This window comes from Vibrio sp. MED222, assembly GCF_000153005.1.
In the GTDB taxonomy this organism is placed as follows: domain Bacteria; phylum Pseudomonadota; class Gammaproteobacteria; order Enterobacterales; family Vibrionaceae; genus Vibrio; species Vibrio tasmaniensis_A.
This window is the reverse complement of the sequence record NZ_CH902608.1, coordinates 541,203-557,331: the sequence shown is the minus strand read 5'-3', so window position 1 is coordinate 557,331 and position 16,129 is coordinate 541,203. Positions and strand designations below refer to the sequence as shown.

The window sequence follows — 16,129 nt, the reverse complement described above, 5'->3', positions numbered from 1 at the left end:
GGGTAGGCACCGTACTGCATTGGAATTGAAAGGCGAAGGATATTCGCTTCATCAGCATCGCTTTGGAAGAAACCTGTACGAGCGATCTGATCCTTAAAGTGACCAGTCTCTCTGGTGAGCTTCAACCATAGTGTTAGTGCTTCATACAGAGGCTGTAGGCTATCCATCCATGTCTCAGCATCTCTAACTCTCTTATCAAGAGGAAGATGAAGCCAATAATGTAGAGCCGGTAAATCAAAGCAACATGAGCCACCTGGCAAGTTAAAGCGTTGACGAATGGCGCTAAGGAAGCGGTCCTCTTTTAATGATTGCCCAAAACGTTCCGCCTGCATCAGTTCACGATAGATATGACTAATATCATTGAGCAATGATGTCAGCATCTCTTGATCGACACCTTCAACATCTAACCAACTTTTATAGGTTACACGCTGTTTCTCAATATCTTTTGCGAGTTCGCTCTTAAGTTGTATCTGTTCGAATATTTCAATCAGATCAAAGATAGAACGGAAAAAGAGTTGATACTGTTGAGCATCGGAAAATGCAGAAGACAGGTGTAACTGCCTCAAGAGTGATTCAACTCTTAAGTAGATGCGTGTTTTCTCATTTAGAGGATGTTCAAATTTATGGGTGATCATCGAGCAAACCTTCATTCAACATTGTTCTATTCTGACCCATCTACAGCACTGATTGCCAGATACTTTTGATGTAAATCTGTGATTTGAGGCAAAAGTTCTTGGTTTTTAGTATGGTTTTTAATCACGTCATCTGCAACTGCTAAGCGCTGTTCTCTTGATACCTGTGATTTTAATATTGATTCAACTTGTTCCCTAGAAACATTATCGCGACTCATCGTACGTTCTATTTGCACTTCTACCGGCACATCAACGATTAATACGCGATCGGTCATGCCTTGCATTTGGTTTTCAACCAATAGCGGTGCGACTAATAAACCATATGGGGATGTGATTTTAGACAGGTCACTGTCAATTTTGTCGCGGATCATAGGGTGAAGCAGTTCATTGAGCCATTGTTTCTCTGTGGGATCAGAAAAGATCACTTCGCGCAGTTTAGCTCGGTTTAGCGCCCCATCTTCGAGCAATACCTCTTCACCAAAATGAGTCGCAATCTGTTTTAGACCTTCACTGCCCAACGCCACCACTTCACGTGCCACGATATCAGCATCGACAATATCAATGTGAAAATGTTCGCTGAAGAGATTAGCTACCGTCGTTTTACCACTGGCGATCCCACCGCTTAATCCGATAATGATTGCCATGATTAAATCCCTAGTACAGAAGTGAAATACCAACCCATGATGTCATTGCCCCACATCAAACTTACCCAACCCGCAATCGCCAGGTAAGGTCCAAATGGGAACGCTTTATCTATACCTTGCTGTTTCAGGCGAAGCTGAGTTAATCCGAAAACAAGGCCGACAAGCGAAGATAAAAGGATGATCATCGGCAGATGTTGCCACCCCAGCCATGCACCTAATGCGGCTAGGAGTTTGAAGTCTCCATATCCCATGCCTTCTTTGCCTGTTAGTAGCTTGAACAACCAATAAACAGACCACAAAGCTAGATAGCCAGCCATTGCGCCAACGACGGAATCTTGAAGCGATACAGGACTGATGTTAAACAGTGCCAAAGCGATACCAGACCAAACCAAAGGTAAGGTGATTTGATCAGGTAACAGCATGGTATCTAGGTCGATAAAGGTTGCGGCAATCAATGCAAAGGTGAAAAAAATCAAAGCAATGGCGTAGTAACTGAAACCAAAGTGGCTAGCCACTACGGTGCATAGTATTGCAGTCAGCAGTTCGACCAATGGATAGCGAGCACTGATTGGGTTAGCACAGCTATGACACTTACCTTTCAAGAACAACCAGCTTAATACTGGAACATTGTCGACGATTCTTAATTGGGTTTTACATTTCGGGCAAGCCGAACGAGGGATACTGAGATTGAACTTCCCCTCTGGCGCTGGAATTTTATATTGAGAGAAATACTCCGAGCACTCTTGTTGCCACTCTCGTTCCATCATAATCGGTAAACGGTGTATGACTACGTTGAGGAAACTGCCAATAAGAAGGCTAAAAATGAAAGCTAATACGGGGAATAGCCAAGGATAGTAGTGAAATACTTCCATAGTGTCCTTTACCACTTAATCAATACAAGCAGTGGTTCTCTGCTTGAGGGGTGTTTGGTTGCTTTTAGCTATCCTAACACACTCATAAGATTAAAGATCGGTAAGTACATCGCGACAACAAGCCCACCAATAGCGGTGCCTAAAAATACGATGATCAGTGGCTCTAGAATCTTACCTAAATTATCGACGGTGTTGTCGACTTCAAATTCATAAATAGATGCGATTTTATTGAGCATGTCATCAAGGTTACCGGACTCTTCTCCTATCATGACCATCTGCAAAACCATCTCAGGAAAGGCATCGGTATTGCGCATCGCGATATACATCGGCATGCCAGCGGCAGTTTCACGATGAACCTCGATGATGGCCGATTCATAATGCAAGTTACCTGCGGTTTTGGCTGTGGTCTTCAGGCTGGTTAAAATAGGAATCCCTGAACTAAAACTGGTTGATAAGGTTCGGCTGAATTTGGCGATTGAGGCTTTGGCCAATACTCCGCCAAGAATAGGGAATCGCAAGCCTAGACGGCTGAATGATAAACGAATGGAATAAGACCGTTGACGTAGTTGGTAGGTAAATAATGTGACTAACCATATGCCAACAGCAGCATAAAGACTGTAAGCCTGTACCCAATGCGAAAGGGAGAGTACTTGTTGAGTAAACCAAGGGAGATCTGCCCCGAAGCCTGAAAACATCGATTCAAATTCAGGAATGACCATGGTGAGCATTAAGTAAGAGACAGTCAAAGCGACAGCGACCACCATTGTGGGGTAAATCAGTGCTTTTATGACCTTAGACTTTAGCTGCTCACTCTTTTCTCTATAGGTTGCTAAGCGCTCAAAGACTTGCGCTAGGTTTCCGGAAAGCTCGCCAGTAGCGACCAAGTCGGTGTACAGGTCGTCAAAGTGAGAGCTTGCCGTCCGCATCGCTTTTGATATAGGGGTTCCCGCTTCGACACCTCGACAGATGTGCAATAGAATTGATTTCATTTCAGCTTTACGGTGATTGTCTGACACTAGCTTAATGGCCTGAACGATAGGCACGCCAGTGGCAAGCATGGTCGCAAGTTGTCGAGTCAAAATGGTGATGTCTTTGGCTTTGACTCGGTGTGTTAAACGAGTGACTGCTGAGATGCTTTTCTTTTTGATTTTCTTAATCTGAATATGCTGATCTTTGAGCTTTTCTCGTACTTCTAATTCAGCGAGTGCCAAGGTTTGCCCTGACACCTTTTTGCCTGAGCTGTTTATGCCTTTCCAGTGGTAGTTTTTTAATTGTGACTGCAGTTTAGTGCTCATGAGTGCTCCGATGGATTATAGATACAGAACACGTTGCAGTTCTTGATAGCTGGTGGTGCCTTCAAGCAACTTATCGATACCGGATTCTTGCAGTGTTCTCATTCCTTCTCTACGCGCGAGATCTTCAATCTCTAACGCGTTAGGTTTATTGATCAGACTATTTTTTAGTTTGTCGGTGAACGGCATTACTTCGTAGATACCTACTCGACCGGAATAGCCCTGATTACACTCATTGCACCCTTGTGGGGTGGCTTTGTAGAGTGTTTGATTGTTAGGAATAGAGTGACGTAGAAATATGTCCGGCGAGTTGTCAGCTGCTTTACAGTGGTTACACAGCCGCCTTGCCAGTCGCTGCGCGATAATCAGGCTCAATGACGAAGCGAGGTTAAAGGGTTCTATCCCCATATGGGCGAGCCGAGTCACGGTTTCCGAAGCTGAGTTAGTATGGAGTGTCGAGAGGACTAAGTGACCCGTTTGCGACGCTTTGATCGCGATCTCTGCGGTTTCTAAATCACGGATCTCACCGACCATCACTACATCAGGATCTTGTCGCAAGAACGATCGTAGTGCTTCGGCAAACCCAAAACCGATCTTTGGCGTCACCTGTACCTGATTGATACCACACAGGTTGATCTCCGCCGGATCTTCAGCTGTTGAGATATTACGCTCAGAGGTGTTAAGCATGCGAAGTCCAGTGTAAAGAGAGACCGTTTTGCCACTGCCTGTGGGCCCAGTCATTAAGATCATCCCTTGCGGGCGTTTTAGGGCATTGAGATAGAGCGCTTTTTGATCCTCGCTGTAACCTAATTTATCGATATCTAAATTGGCTGCGCTGCTGTCTAGAAGACGCAGTACGATCTTTTCTCCCCACAATGTCGGTAGAGTCGACACACGCATATCGATCGCCAGCTCGTCGTTCAAACGCAGCTTAATACGGCCGTCTTGAGGTAAGCGACGTTCAGCGATATCAAGTTTGGCGAGAATCTTTAAACGAGCGGATAACCGACGGCTTAAATGAGACGCGGGCTGTTGGACCTCAACAAGAATGCCATCGCAACGCAGACGCACTCGGTAGTTTTCTTCATAAGGTTCGAAGTGGATGTCTGATGCACCTTTACGCACCGCATCAACCAGTATCTGATTGATAAATCGACTGACAGGGGAATCGTCTTGACTGAGATCTTCAATTGAACTCATTTCATCGTCAGAGACTTCAACAAGATTGGCGAGCTCATCTTGGGTGATCTCTTTGCGCTTAGAGTCTTGCCCGGAAATAGAGCGACCATACAGCTTTCGTATGGCGCCTTCTAATTCTGAATAGTTAGCGACAACGAGTTCTATCTGCAATCCAGTCGCGAATCTAAAATCGTCTTCAGCTTGCAAGTCGGTTGGATCGGCAGAGGCGAGCGTGAGAGTAGAGTTAGTGAGAACAACTGGGATAGCACGATACTTAGTGATCAATTCTCGAAGTCCCAATTGGTCACACAAGATTTCATAGTCAGTATTGGCCAGTTGCACTAACGGCAAACCGAAAATGGTTTTGATGTTATTAGCGAGGCTCTCGCCGGTGAATAAGCCCAGAGTGAGCAAAGCTTCAGGTGTAGAAATACCTGAAGCTTGTACATGTTCCGCAACGGCTTGTTCTTGAGTCAGGCTAAGTAAGTTAGCCTGACGGAGAACTGTTGGGAGGTTGGTTAGCACTACACACAGCCATCTAGAGGGATCGTTGCTTGTTTACTGTTAGTACAAACCCACCCAGAGTTACCTCTAGCAAATGTTAAGGTTGCTGCACTTATTGAGCTAGTTGCTCCAAAAGTGAATAACAGTGTGTCGTCAGCTGAAACTGTTATTTTACCAAGTGAATTTGCATCTGTAGCTGTTCCTAGATCGCCCAAAGCGGTAGCTTGAACGATCACGCCCTTTTCTTGATGGATTAATTCTGCTGGTGTAATTAGTGCTCTCATTGTGGCTAAACCAGAGGATAGTTCACTTTTAGATACATAATCTTTATAAGCCGGAATTGCAATTGCAGACAGCACACCAATGATCGCAACCACAATCATCAATTCAATCAGCGTAAAGCCTTTCTGGTTTTTTCTTTTGTTTTTCATAGTTCTATTCCATTCGTTAGTTTGTTTCAGTGCAAGCACCCGTTGATGGAAAGAATAGAAGTTGAGATTTAGAAGTGGAATGGTGTTCAGATGCAGGCGCGAGTGGTTTTGTATTTATTGGTGTGTTGTTTCATATGGAGCGCAAAATTATGCGATCAGCTTAGTTAACTGATTGATATACTGATAATAAAAGCAATAAAAAGGCATGGCTGATTGCCATGCCTTGAAGTTAAGTGATTGATAGAACGATGAGATTAAGCTTTGAATCGCATTGAAAGGTCCATTGCTTTTAGATGCTTAGTAAGTGCTCCCACAGAGATGTAATCGACACCCGTTTCAGCGAATTCTGCAATCGTATCTAAAGTCACGTTACCTGAGTTTTCTAGTGCTGCACGACCTGCGTTAATTTTAACGGCTTCACGCATCATGTCTGTGGTGAAGTTGTCTAGCATGATGATGTCTGCACCGGCGCTGATCGCTTGCTCAAGCTCTGCTAGGCTTTCTGTTTCCACTTCCACTGGCTTACCCGGGTTCAGCTCTTTTGCTGTCGAGATCGCTTTCTCAATGCCACCACATGCGATGATATGGTTTTCTTTGATTAGGTAGGCATCGAAAACACCAATACGGTGGTTGAAGCCACCACCACAAGCCACAGCGTATTTTAGTGCGCTGCGAAGGCCTGGAATTGTTTTACGCGTGTCTAATAGGCGGCATTCTGTGTGTTTGATTTTGTCAGCGTAGATTGCTGTCGCCGTCGCACAACCAGATAGTGTTTGAATGAAGTTCATTGCGTTACGCTCACCGGTTAAAAGTGCGCGAGCAGGTCCTGTTAGCGTGCAAAGTGTTTGGTTTGGTTCAACTTTGTCACCGTCTTCTACGTTCCACTCGACAGTGACTTCACCGCCCAATTGCTTAAACACTTCATCAGCCCAAGCTTTACCACAGAACACACCGCGCTCACGGGTAATGATGGTTGCGCTGTTGATTGCGTCTGCAGGGATTAGACTTGCCGTAATATCAGCCGCTGGATCTAACGTTCCACCTAGATCTTCTTTGATGGTCTCAGCGACTGCGCGAGTGATCTCTAGCGGCAGTTGCTCTTTTAAGTAATCAAGGCGTTGGTGGCTGTTATGTGTGTTTTTCATCGCAAATCTAATCTTGAAAGGGAGTGGGAATGGAATGATACTCTTGCTTAACTTCAAATTAAAGAGGCTAGCGCGACTGCTCTATGGGCAAAGTCACAATCTTATTGCGCTAGTAGAAAAGAAAGCGAGACTAAGATGACGATGAGCTCCAACGGATGGTACGACAATGCTCGGCATGTTCCTTCTCCGTATTTTGATGCTAGACCCAGCACCGACGATATCTCTCTGCTGGTGGTTCATAACATTAGTTTACCACCGGGCCAATTTGGCGGCCCTTACATTGAACAGTTTTTCACGGGCAAACTTGATCCGGCAGATCATCCATTTTTTAAAGTGATTCATCAAATGGGCGTTTCGGCACATTGCTTGATTCGCCGTGATGGTGAGGTGGTACAGTTTGTGTCATTTCTTGACCGAGCTTGGCACGCAGGCCAGTCGAGCTTTTCGGGGCGTAAAAGGTGTAATGATTACTCGATTGGTATTGAGCTGGAAGGAAGCGACTTTATCGCTTATACAGAGCAGCAGTACCAAGCGCTTTCTCGATTAACAGAAACGATCGTATCGACTTTCCCTCAAATAACCACCGAGCGTATCACTGGTCATCAATATATAGCCCCGCTACGCAAAACTGACCCTGGTTTGGTTTTCGACTGGCAGAAGTTTAAAGGCGAACTCAAGGTTTAAGCCTCATTATCGAAGATGCTCTTATTGTTGCTGGTGGTTGAATAGTCAACGCCTAGCATAATGACTTGTGAATTTTTGTTGTTGCGATGTAAATAAAGTGGTTAGGGGGAGGGCGTCAATAAATCGAGAGTGTGACGAGCTTATCAAACGATCTAATATTAAAACTTATGAACAGGATTTCTACCTCTAATGTGCGCTTGGTTTGATTTTTAATCAAGTGGCACTCATCTTTCTGAAACAATCCATTTTTATCCTGAAACTTTCTAGCACGGATACTCCCCAAAAGTATTACCCCTGTAAATGGTAAGACCAAATTGGTTGCTGTTTTAAATTTCATTTGTTAAATCATGGTTAATTCGTGCTGTGTTCTATGATTCAGGTCAATTTTAGTCTGGACAGTGGCGTTTTAATTATGTTAATTTCTGCCCAACTTAAAATTGGTAATACCAATTGTCAGCGAAGAAAAAGAAGAACAACAAACTATGGCTTATCAAAGGATTCGTCAGCCAAAACTCTCGGACGTTATCGAACAAGAGTTAGAAAGGTTGATAGTGGAAGGAACACTGGCTCCAGGGCAGCAGCTGCCGCCTGAGCGTGAACTGGCGAAACAGTTCGATGTGTCTCGTCCTTCAATCCGAGAAGCGATACAACGTTTAGAAGCAAAACGCTTGCTTACTCGCCGTCAAGGTGGAGGTACGTTTGTTAGCGAAAATATCTGGAAAAGCTTTTCAGATCCTTTGCTTAATTTGTTGTCCTCCCATTCTGAAACCCAACTAGACTTGTTGGAATCGCGTCATGCGATGGAAGGGATTTCGGCTTACTTCGCGGCATTACGTGGTACTGATGAAGACTTTGCTCGAATTCAAGCATGCCAAGAAAAAATTCGCGGTGCGCAAGATAAGGGTGATATTGAAGCCGAGTCTGCAGCTGTGATGGCTTTTCTTATTGCTTTAACAGAGGCAGCGCACAATGTGGTGTTATTGCACATTGTTCGTAGTTTGGCTCCGTTACTCGAACAAAACGTCTTAGAAAATTTAAAACTGTTGCATCGTCGTAAAGACGTTGTGGAGAAAGTGAGTATACATCGAGCTAATATTGTAGATGCGATCGTTTCAGGACAGCCAGAACAGGCGCGTGAAATGTCACACTCTCATTTAGCTTACATCGAAGAAACATTGATGGATTTGACCAAAGAAGAGTCGCGCCGCGAACGTTCTTTACGTCGAATCCAACAGGGTAAATAGTCGTAATACTTCGGCTTTTTACGTGTTTAGTAGAATCCAACTAACAAAAAGGATAGATCGCCATGTCTGACATGAAGCATGACGTTGATGCTCTGGAAACTCAAGATTGGTTAGAAGCTCTTGAGTCAGTAGTACGTGAAGAAGGTGTAGAACGTGCACAGTTTTTACTAGAACAAGTTCTAGATAAAGCGCGTTTAGATGGTGTTGATATGGCTACAGGCATCAACACGAACTACATCAACACAATTCCAGCAGCACAAGAGCCAGCTTACCCTGGTGACGTAACTCTTGAGCGTCGTATTCGTTCGATTATTCGCTGGAACGCAATCATGATTGTATTGCGTGCTTCTAAGAAAGACCTAGACCTTGGTGGTCACATGGCTTCTTACCAGTCAGCTGCTGCGTTCTACGAAGTATGTTTTAACCACTTCTTCCGTGCTCCAAACGAGACAGACGGTGGCGATCTAGTTTACTACCAAGGTCACATCTCTCCTGGTATCTACTCTCGTGCATTCGTTGAAGGTCGTCTAACTGAAGAACAGCTAGATAACTTCCGTCAAGAAGTTGATGGTAAAGGTATCCCTTCATACCCGCACCCTAAACTAATGCCTGAATTCTGGCAGTTCCCAACAGTATCTATGGGTCTAGGCCCTATCTCTGCTATCTACCAAGCGCGCTTCCTTAAGTACCTTGAAGGTCGTGGCATGAAAGATACTTCAGGTCAGCGTGTATACGCGTTCCTAGGTGACGGTGAGATGGATGAGCCAGAATCACGTGGTGCTATCTCTTTCGCTGCGCGTGAGAAGCTAGACAACCTATGTTTCCTAATCAACTGTAACCTACAGCGTCTAGACGGCCCTGTAATGGGTAACGGTAGCATCATCCAAGAACTTGAAGGCCTATTTAAAGGCGCAGGTTGGAACGTTGTTAAAGTTATCTGGGGTAGCAACTGGGATTCTCTACTAGCTAAAGACACGACTGGTAAGCTTCTTCAACTAATGAATGAAACTATCGATGGTGACTACCAAACATTCAAATCTAAAGATGGCGCATACGTACGTGAGCACTTCTTTGGTAAGTACCCAGAAACAGCTGCACTAGTTGCAGACATGACTGACGACCAAATCTTCGAACTGAAACGTGGTGGTCACGATTCTTCTAAACTGTTCGCTGCATTCAACAATGCAAAAGAGACAGGTGGCAAACCAACAGTAATCCTAGCTAAGACAGTTAAAGGTTACGGTATGGGTGAAGCTGCAGAAGGTAAGAACATCGCTCACGGTGTTAAGAAGATGGACATGACTCACGTACAATACCTACGTGACCGTCTAGGCCTACAAGACATCCTTTCTGATGAGAAAGTATCTGAGCTTCCTTACCTAACACTGGAAGAAGGTTCAGCTGAGTACGAATACCTACATGCTCGTCGTAAAGCACTACAAGGTTACACTCCTCAGCGTCTGCCAAAATTCACTCAAGAGTTCAAAGTTCCTGAGCTAGACGCATTCGCACCTCTACTGGGTGAACAGAAGCGTGATATCTCTACAACGATGGCTTATGTACGTACGCTTAACATCCTTCTTAAAGATAAGAACATTGGTAAGAACATTGTTCCTATCATCTGTGATGAAGCTCGTACATTCGGTATGGAAGGTCTATTCCGTCAGGTTGGTATCTACAACCCACACGGTCAAGACTACACGCCTGAAGATAAAGGCATCGTTTCTTACTACAAAGAAGCAACGTCTGGTCAAGTTCTTCAAGAAGGTATCAACGAACTAGGTTCTATGGCTTCATGGGTTGCAGCTGCAACTTCATACAGCACAAACGATCTACCGATGATTCCGTTCTACATCTACTACTCAATGTTCGGTTTCCAACGTATTGGTGACATGGCTTGGTTAGCAGGTGACCAACAAGCTCGTGGTTTCCTACTTGGTGCAACTGCAGGCCGTACAACTCTAAACGGCGAAGGTCTACAGCACGAAGATGGCCACTCGCACATCATGGCGAACACTGTACCTAACTGTATCTCTTACGACCCAACGTTTGCTTACGAGCTAGCGGTAATCATGCAAGACGGTATCCGTCGCATGTACGGTGAGAACCAAGAGAATGTTTACTACTACCTAACAGTAATGAACGAAAACTACGCAATGCCAGCAATGCCAGAAGGCGCTGAAGAAGGCATCCGTAAGGGTATTTACAAGCTTGAGTCTTACGCAGGTTCTAAGTCTAAGGTTCAATTAATGAGCTCTGGTACTATCATGAACGAAGCGCGTAAAGCCGCTAAGATCCTGAGCGAAGAGTACGGCGTAGCATCTGATGTATTCTCTGTAACGTCGTTCAACGAATTGACTCGTGACGGCCAAGCGGTAGAGCGTGACAACATGCTTCACCCAGAAGCTGAAGAGAAAGTACCGTACATCACAACTGTTCTTGGTAACGAACCTGCAATCGCAGTTACGGATTACATGAAGAACTACGCTGAGCAAGTACGTGCATTCATGCCTTCTGAGTCTTACAAAGTACTTGGTACTGACGGTTTCGGTCGCTCAGACAGCCGTGAAAACCTACGTCGTCACTTCGAAGTAAATGCAGGCTACGTTGTTGTTGCAGCACTTACTGAACTGGCTAAACGTGGTGATGTTGAGAAATCAGTAGTTGCTGAAGCAATTGCTAAATTCGGCATCGACGCAGACAAAATTAACCCGCAATACGCATAAGACTGGCATTAAGGTAGGTAAATACAATGACAATCGAAATTAATGTACCAGACATCGGTGCTGACGAGGTTGAAGTAACTGAGATTCTTGTAAACGTTGGCGACAAGGTTGAAGAAGAACAGTCACTGATCACTGTTGAAGGCGACAAAGCTTCAATGGAAGTTCCTGCGTCTCAAGCGGGTATCGTTAAAGAAATCAAAATAGCAGAAGGTGATTCTGTTTCTACTGGCTCTCTTATCATGATCTTCGAAGCGGAAGGTGCAGCAGCGCCAGCAGTTGAAGCGGCGGCACCGGTTGCAGCTGCTCCTGCAGCTGCGGCCCCTTCTGTTGCGAACGAGCTTAAAGAAGTTCACGTTCCTGATATCGGCGGTGATGAAGTTGAAGTAACTGAAATCATGGTAGCTATTGGCGACGCAGTAGAAGAAGAGCAATCTCTTCTTACTGTTGAAGGTGACAAGGCTTCAATGGAAGTTCCTGCACCATTCGCTGGTATCGTTAAAGAAATCAAGATCGCTTCTGGTGATTCAGTATCTACTGGTTCTCTAGTGATGGTATTTGAAGTAGCGGGTTCTGGTGCTCCAGTTGCAGCAGCTCCTGCTCCAGCGGCGGCACCAGCTGCAGCGGCTCCAGCAGCATCTGCTGAGAAAGAAGTGAACGTTCCTGATATCGGTGGTGACGAAGTAGAAGTTACTGAGATCATGGTAGCGGTTGGCGATACAGTAGAAGAAGAGCAATCTCTAATTACTGTTGAAGGCGACAAAGCTTCAATGGAAGTGCCTGCACCATTCGCTGGTACAGTAAAAGAAATCAAGATTGCAGCTGGCGACAAAGTGTCAACAGGCTCTTCAATCATGACTTTCGTTGTTGAAGGCGCAGCTCCAGTAGCAGTAGCGGCTCCAGCTCCAGCACAAGCAGCAGCTCCGGCAGCAGCACCTGCACCTAAAGCTGAAGCAGTAGCTCCAGCAGCTGGCGACTTCCAAGAGAACGGCGAGTACGCTCACGCATCTCCAGTTGTTCGTCGTCTAGCTCGTGAATTCGGTGTAAACCTAGCGAAAGTTAAAGGTACTGGTCGTAAGAGTCGCGTACTTAAAGAAGACGTTCAGTCTTACGTTAAAGATGCACTTAAGCGTCTTGAGTCTGGTGCAGCAGCATCTGGCAAAGGCGGCGATGGTTCTGCTCTTGGTCTACTACCATGGCCAAAAGTTGACTTCAGCAAGTTCGGCGAAACTGAAGTTCAGAAGCTTTCTAAGATTAAGAAGATCTCTGGCGCTAACCTACACCGTAACTGGGTAATGATCCCGCACGTTACACAGTGGGACAACGCAGACATCACTGAGCTAGAAGCATTCCGTAAAGAACAGAACGCAATCGAAGCGAAGAAAGACACTGGCATGAAGATCACTCCACTTGTGTTCATCATGAAAGCTGTTGCTAAAGCGTTAGAAGCATTCCCAGCGTTTAACTCTTCTCTTTCTGAAGATGGCGAAAGCATCATTCTTAAGAAGTACGTAAACGTGGGTATCGCTGTTGATACACCAAACGGCCTAGTTGTTCCTGTTTTCAAAGACGTGAACAAGAAAGGCATTTACGAGCTATCTGAAGAGCTAATGGCTGTTTCTAAGAAAGCACGTTCTGGTAAGCTAACAGCGGCAGACATGCAAGGCGGTTGTTTCACAATCTCTAGCCTTGGTGGTATTGGCGGTACTGCATTTACTCCAATCGTAAATGCTCCAGAAGTAGGTATCCTAGGTGTATCTAAGTCTGAAATTAAGCCTGTTTGGAATGGCAAAGAGTTCCAACCACGTCTACAGCTTCCACTGTCTCTATCATACGATCACCGTGTGATCGATGGTGCTGAAGGTGCACGCTTCATTACTTTCCTAAACAGCGCACTATCTGACATTCGTCGTCTAGTACTGTAATTGAGAAAGTAATTATTAAGGTGACTTTCGGGTCACCTTAATTCTTTATATAAAGACTATTTTTAGAGAACAGTTTCCGGCATTTCTCATAAACTGCGGGGGAATTGTTGTCTAGCTCACAGGCTAACTTAAAGCTACTTTCACACTGTTAACATCTCTGTAAAATGTTTCCTGTTTGAAAGCCCAATAATTTTAAGAACATCTACTCAGCCTGTTAGGGATAATGACTACAAGAGGTCACAATGAGCAAAGAAATTAAAGCCCAAGTTGTTGTACTTGGTTCAGGTCCTGCTGGTTACTCAGCGGCATTCCGTTGTGCGGATTTAGGTCTAGAAACAGTACTAGTTGAACGTTACAGCACTCTTGGTGGTGTATGTCTAAACGTTGGTTGTATTCCATCAAAAGCACTTCTTCACGTATCTAAAGTAATTGAAGAAGCAAAAGCGATGGCAGAGCACGGCGTTGTATTCGGCGAGCCACAGACGGACATCAGCAAGATCCGTATCTGGAAAGAAAAAGTAGTTGATCAACTGACTGGCGGTCTTGGCGGTATGGCTAAGATGCGTAACGTTACAGTTGTTAACGGTTTTGGTAAGTTCACTGGTCCTAACAGCATTCTTGTTGAAGGCGAAGGCGAAGCAACGACAGTTAACTTCGACAACGCAATCATTGCTGCGGGTTCTCGCCCAATCAAACTTCCGTTCATCCCACATGAAGACCCACGTATTTGGGACTCTACGGATGCACTAGAGCTAAACGAAGTGCCAGAAAAACTGCTTATCATGGGCGGTGGTATCATCGGTCTTGAGATGGGTACGGTTTACCACTCTCTAGGTTCTAAAGTTGAAGTTGTTGAGATGTTCGATCAAGTTATCCCTGCTGCGGATAAAGACATCGTTAAAGTATTCACTAAGCGCATTAAAGATAAGTTCAAGCTAATGCTTGAAACTAAAGTGACAGCGGTTGAAGCGAAAGAAGACGGTATCTACGTTTCAATGGAAGGCAAGAAAGCACCAGCAGAAGCTGAGCGCTACGATGCTGTTCTTGTTGCTATCGGTCGTGTTCCAAACGGTGCACTTATCGACGCTGAAAAAGCGGGTATCGAAGTTGATGAGCGCGGTTTCATCAACGTTGATAAGCAAATGCGTACTAACGTTCCTCACATCCACGCGATCGGTGATGTTGTTGGTCAACCAATGCTTGCTCACAAAGGTGTGCATGAAGGTCACGTAGCTGCTGAAGTTATCTCTGGTAAGAAGCACTACTTCGATCCTAAAGTAATTCCATCAATTGCGTACACTGAGCCAGAAGTAGCTTGGGTAGGTAAGACTGAGAAAGAAGCGAAAGCGGAAGGCCTGAACTACGAAGTTGCTACTTTCCCTTGGGCTGCTTCTGGTCGTGCAATCGCTTCAGACTGTGCTGACGGTATGACTAAGATGATCTTCGATAAAGAGACTCATCGTGTAATCGGTGGTGCTGTTGTTGGTACTAACGGTGGTGAACTTCTTGGCGAAATCGGCCTAGCAATCGAAATGGGTTGCGATGCAGAAGATATCGCACTGACTATCCACGCTCACCCAACTCTACACGAGTCTGTTGGTCTTGCTGCGGAAGTATTCGAAGGTTCAATCACTGACCTTCCAAATAAGAAAGCAGTGAAAAAGAAGAAGTAATTCTTTTTTTAGCCACTCGCTAATGTTTTTAAAAGCCGCTGATTCGTCAGCGGCTTTTTAATGTCTGAAGAAAAGATGGTCGTCATGCTTGTAAGAGATCCCCAACTCGCTCGTCCCTCGCTCTTGAGGATGACGAAGTGAAGCGTAGTGGTTCTTTATATCCGTCATTCTCTAGAGTGACGAAGGAAGGAATAGGGAATCTGATTAGGTGAGAGGAAATAAAAAAGGGTTAGCGTAAAAGCCAACCCTTTAGTTTTGTTCGAAGATCGAATCTACTTATAAATGCACAGCATGTTCAAGTAGCTATCCGTCAAGGTCGAAAGTTCTTCTTGCGTATCTACACGTTTCGCTTGGATGAATAGAGAGTAGCAAATGCCGTGGAATAGATTTGCTAGGTGTTTAGGATCGTGATCGTCACAGACTTCGCCGCGTTCAATCGCCTTGCTAAACATGTTTTGTACTAACATCTGGTTAGTGCGGTTAGTGGTTACAAACAGAGGCCACACTTCATCGCGAGTTGATGCACTCCATTCGAACCATACATTTAACCAATTGCTATCTTGAGCCACTAACGTCACCATTTCAGTCGCAATATTATGTAGATTTTCTTTTGCGTGAATATCTAGGTCAATGTTGTCTGAAAGGAAGTTCGAGAATTGACGAACAACGTGGTTAAGTACTTCATCAACCAGATCTTCACGGGTAGGGAAGTAGTTAAATACTGTTGCTACTGACACCTGAGCGATGTCGGCAATATCAGCGTGTCCACCGCGGCCAATGCCACGGCGAGAGAATACTTCAAGTGCGATTTCCATCAATTGAAGTTTTCTTTTTAAGGGTGAAAGCCTAGTTCTAGGTCTCTTCGTTATTGAGTCCATATTGTTTTTCCTTGCCAACGAATTTTTATATTAATGATTTTATTATTATTTAAGCCAAGATGAGTGTAATGGTGCATATGTGAATGGTCAATCCCTTGTGCTTGTTTTATAGACAGTTACATCAAACTTGATACATAAAGCGTGATCAGTGTTGATGTGAAAGGATGCGAGTATTGGATAACGCACCAATGCACATTTCATTGAGAATCTAACAGTAAATTCGAAGCATAAGGTGGTGTGGGTATTTGAGCAGTGCTAGACTTACGCACAAAATTGAGCGACACAACTGACGAAAGTGTCAAC

The 16,129-nt window shown here is 44.8% G+C and carries 12 protein-coding genes and 1 pseudogene; 5 read left to right on the top strand and 8 right to left on the bottom strand.

Annotated features, from left to right (window positions below; translation table 11 throughout):
• The 7 genes from zapD to nadC all read right to left on the bottom strand — a co-directional run.
• Window positions 1-635: cell division protein ZapD (gene zapD / locus MED222_RS08150; protein ID WP_009847606.1), on the bottom strand; the 635-nt coding region annotated here is incomplete at its 3' end.
• Window positions 636-661: 26 nt separating this feature from the next.
• Window positions 662-1,276: a dephospho-CoA kinase gene (coaE, locus tag MED222_RS08155; RefSeq protein WP_009847605.1), complete on the bottom strand. Its 615-nt coding sequence runs from the start codon at window positions 1,274-1,276 to the stop codon at window positions 662-664.
• 2 nt (window positions 1,277-1,278) lie between these two features.
• Entirely contained in the window at window positions 1,279-2,148 is an 870-nt protein-coding gene (locus tag MED222_RS08160; RefSeq protein ID WP_009847604.1) for a prepilin peptidase, read from the bottom strand.
• A 68-nt stretch (window positions 2,149-2,216) separates the two neighbouring features.
• Window positions 2,217-3,443 carry a type II secretion system F family protein gene (locus MED222_RS08165; protein ID WP_009847603.1) on the bottom strand — a complete coding sequence of 409 codons (1,227 nt, stop codon included), beginning with the start codon at window positions 3,441-3,443 and terminating at the stop codon, window positions 2,217-2,219.
• Window positions 3,444-3,458: 15 nt separating this feature from the next.
• Window positions 3,459-5,144 carry a type IV-A pilus assembly ATPase PilB gene (pilB, locus tag MED222_RS08170; RefSeq protein WP_009847602.1) on the bottom strand — a complete coding sequence of 562 codons (1,686 nt, stop codon included), beginning with the start codon at window positions 5,142-5,144 and terminating at the stop codon, window positions 3,459-3,461.
• Window positions 5,144-5,554, bottom strand: a complete 411-nt coding sequence (locus MED222_RS08175) for a pilin (protein WP_009847601.1) — start codon at window positions 5,552-5,554, stop codon at window positions 5,144-5,146. The genes pilB and MED222_RS08175 overlap by 1 nt, the downstream gene beginning before the upstream one ends.
• Before the next feature lie 254 nt (window positions 5,555-5,808).
• Window positions 5,809-6,699: a carboxylating nicotinate-nucleotide diphosphorylase gene (gene nadC, locus MED222_RS08180; protein ID WP_009847600.1), complete on the bottom strand. Its 891-nt coding sequence runs from the start codon at window positions 6,697-6,699 to the stop codon at window positions 5,809-5,811.
• Between the two features lie 83 nt (window positions 6,700-6,782).
• On the opposite strand from nadC, the pseudogene ampD reads away from it, so the two are divergent.
• The 5 genes and pseudogenes from ampD to lpdA all read left to right on the top strand — a co-directional run bounded on the left by ampD (window position 6,783) and on the right by lpdA (window position 14,948).
• Window positions 6,783-7,383 (top strand): annotated as a pseudogene (gene ampD, locus MED222_RS08185) (1,6-anhydro-N-acetylmuramyl-L-alanine amidase AmpD).
• A 482-nt stretch (window positions 7,384-7,865) separates the two neighbouring features.
• Window positions 7,866-8,627: a pyruvate dehydrogenase complex transcriptional repressor PdhR gene (gene pdhR, locus MED222_RS08195; protein ID WP_009847596.1), complete on the top strand. Its 762-nt coding sequence runs from the start codon at window positions 7,866-7,868 to the stop codon at window positions 8,625-8,627.
• 62 nt (window positions 8,628-8,689) lie between these two features.
• Window positions 8,690-11,353, top strand: coding sequence for a pyruvate dehydrogenase (acetyl-transferring), homodimeric type (gene aceE, locus MED222_RS08200; protein WP_009847595.1), 2,664 nt, complete (start codon window positions 8,690-8,692; stop codon window positions 11,351-11,353).
• 26 nt (window positions 11,354-11,379) lie between these two features.
• Entirely contained in the window at window positions 11,380-13,275 is a 1,896-nt protein-coding gene (aceF, locus tag MED222_RS08205) for a pyruvate dehydrogenase complex dihydrolipoyllysine-residue acetyltransferase (protein ID WP_009847594.1), read from the top strand.
• Between the two features lie 242 nt (window positions 13,276-13,517).
• A complete protein-coding gene (gene lpdA / locus MED222_RS08210) occupies window positions 13,518-14,948 on the top strand; it encodes a dihydrolipoyl dehydrogenase (protein ID WP_009847593.1) in 1,431 nt (476 codons plus the stop codon).
• A 272-nt stretch (window positions 14,949-15,220) separates the two neighbouring features.
• Here the strand turns inward: lpdA and MED222_RS08215 are convergent, their stop codons facing one another.
• Complete coding sequence (locus MED222_RS08215) at window positions 15,221-15,826, bottom strand: LuxR/HapR/OpaR family quorum-sensing transcriptional regulator (protein ID WP_012604737.1); 606 nt, start codon at window positions 15,824-15,826, stop codon at window positions 15,221-15,223.
• Window positions 15,827-16,129: the final 303 nt, after the last annotated feature.

Excerpts from the sequence above, each read along its gene's own strand:
- coaE (WP_009847605.1), bottom strand. The coding sequence starts at position 1,276 with ATGGCAATCATTATCGGATTAAGCGGTGGGATCGCCAGTGGTAAAACG.
- MED222_RS08160 (WP_009847604.1), bottom strand. The coding sequence starts at position 2,148 with ATGGAAGTATTTCACTACTATCCTTGGCTATTCCCCGTATTAGCTTTC.
- MED222_RS08165 (WP_009847603.1), bottom strand. The coding sequence starts at position 3,443 with ATGAGCACTAAACTGCAGTCACAATTAAAAAACTACCACTGGAAAGGC.
- MED222_RS08175 (WP_009847601.1), bottom strand. The coding sequence starts at position 5,554 with ATGAAAAACAAAAGAAAAAACCAGAAAGGCTTTACGCTGATTGAATTG.
- nadC (WP_009847600.1), bottom strand. The coding sequence starts at position 6,699 with ATGAAAAACACACATAACAGCCACCAACGCCTTGATTACTTAAAAGAG.
- pdhR (WP_009847596.1), top strand. The coding sequence starts at position 7,866 with ATGGCTTATCAAAGGATTCGTCAGCCAAAACTCTCGGACGTTATCGAA.
- aceE (WP_009847595.1), top strand. The coding sequence starts at position 8,690 with ATGTCTGACATGAAGCATGACGTTGATGCTCTGGAAACTCAAGATTGG.
- aceF (WP_009847594.1), top strand. The coding sequence starts at position 11,380 with ATGACAATCGAAATTAATGTACCAGACATCGGTGCTGACGAGGTTGAA.
- lpdA (WP_009847593.1), top strand. The coding sequence starts at position 13,518 with ATGAGCAAAGAAATTAAAGCCCAAGTTGTTGTACTTGGTTCAGGTCCT.
- MED222_RS08215 (WP_012604737.1), bottom strand. The coding sequence starts at position 15,826 with ATGGACTCAATAACGAAGAGACCTAGAACTAGGCTTTCACCCTTAAAA.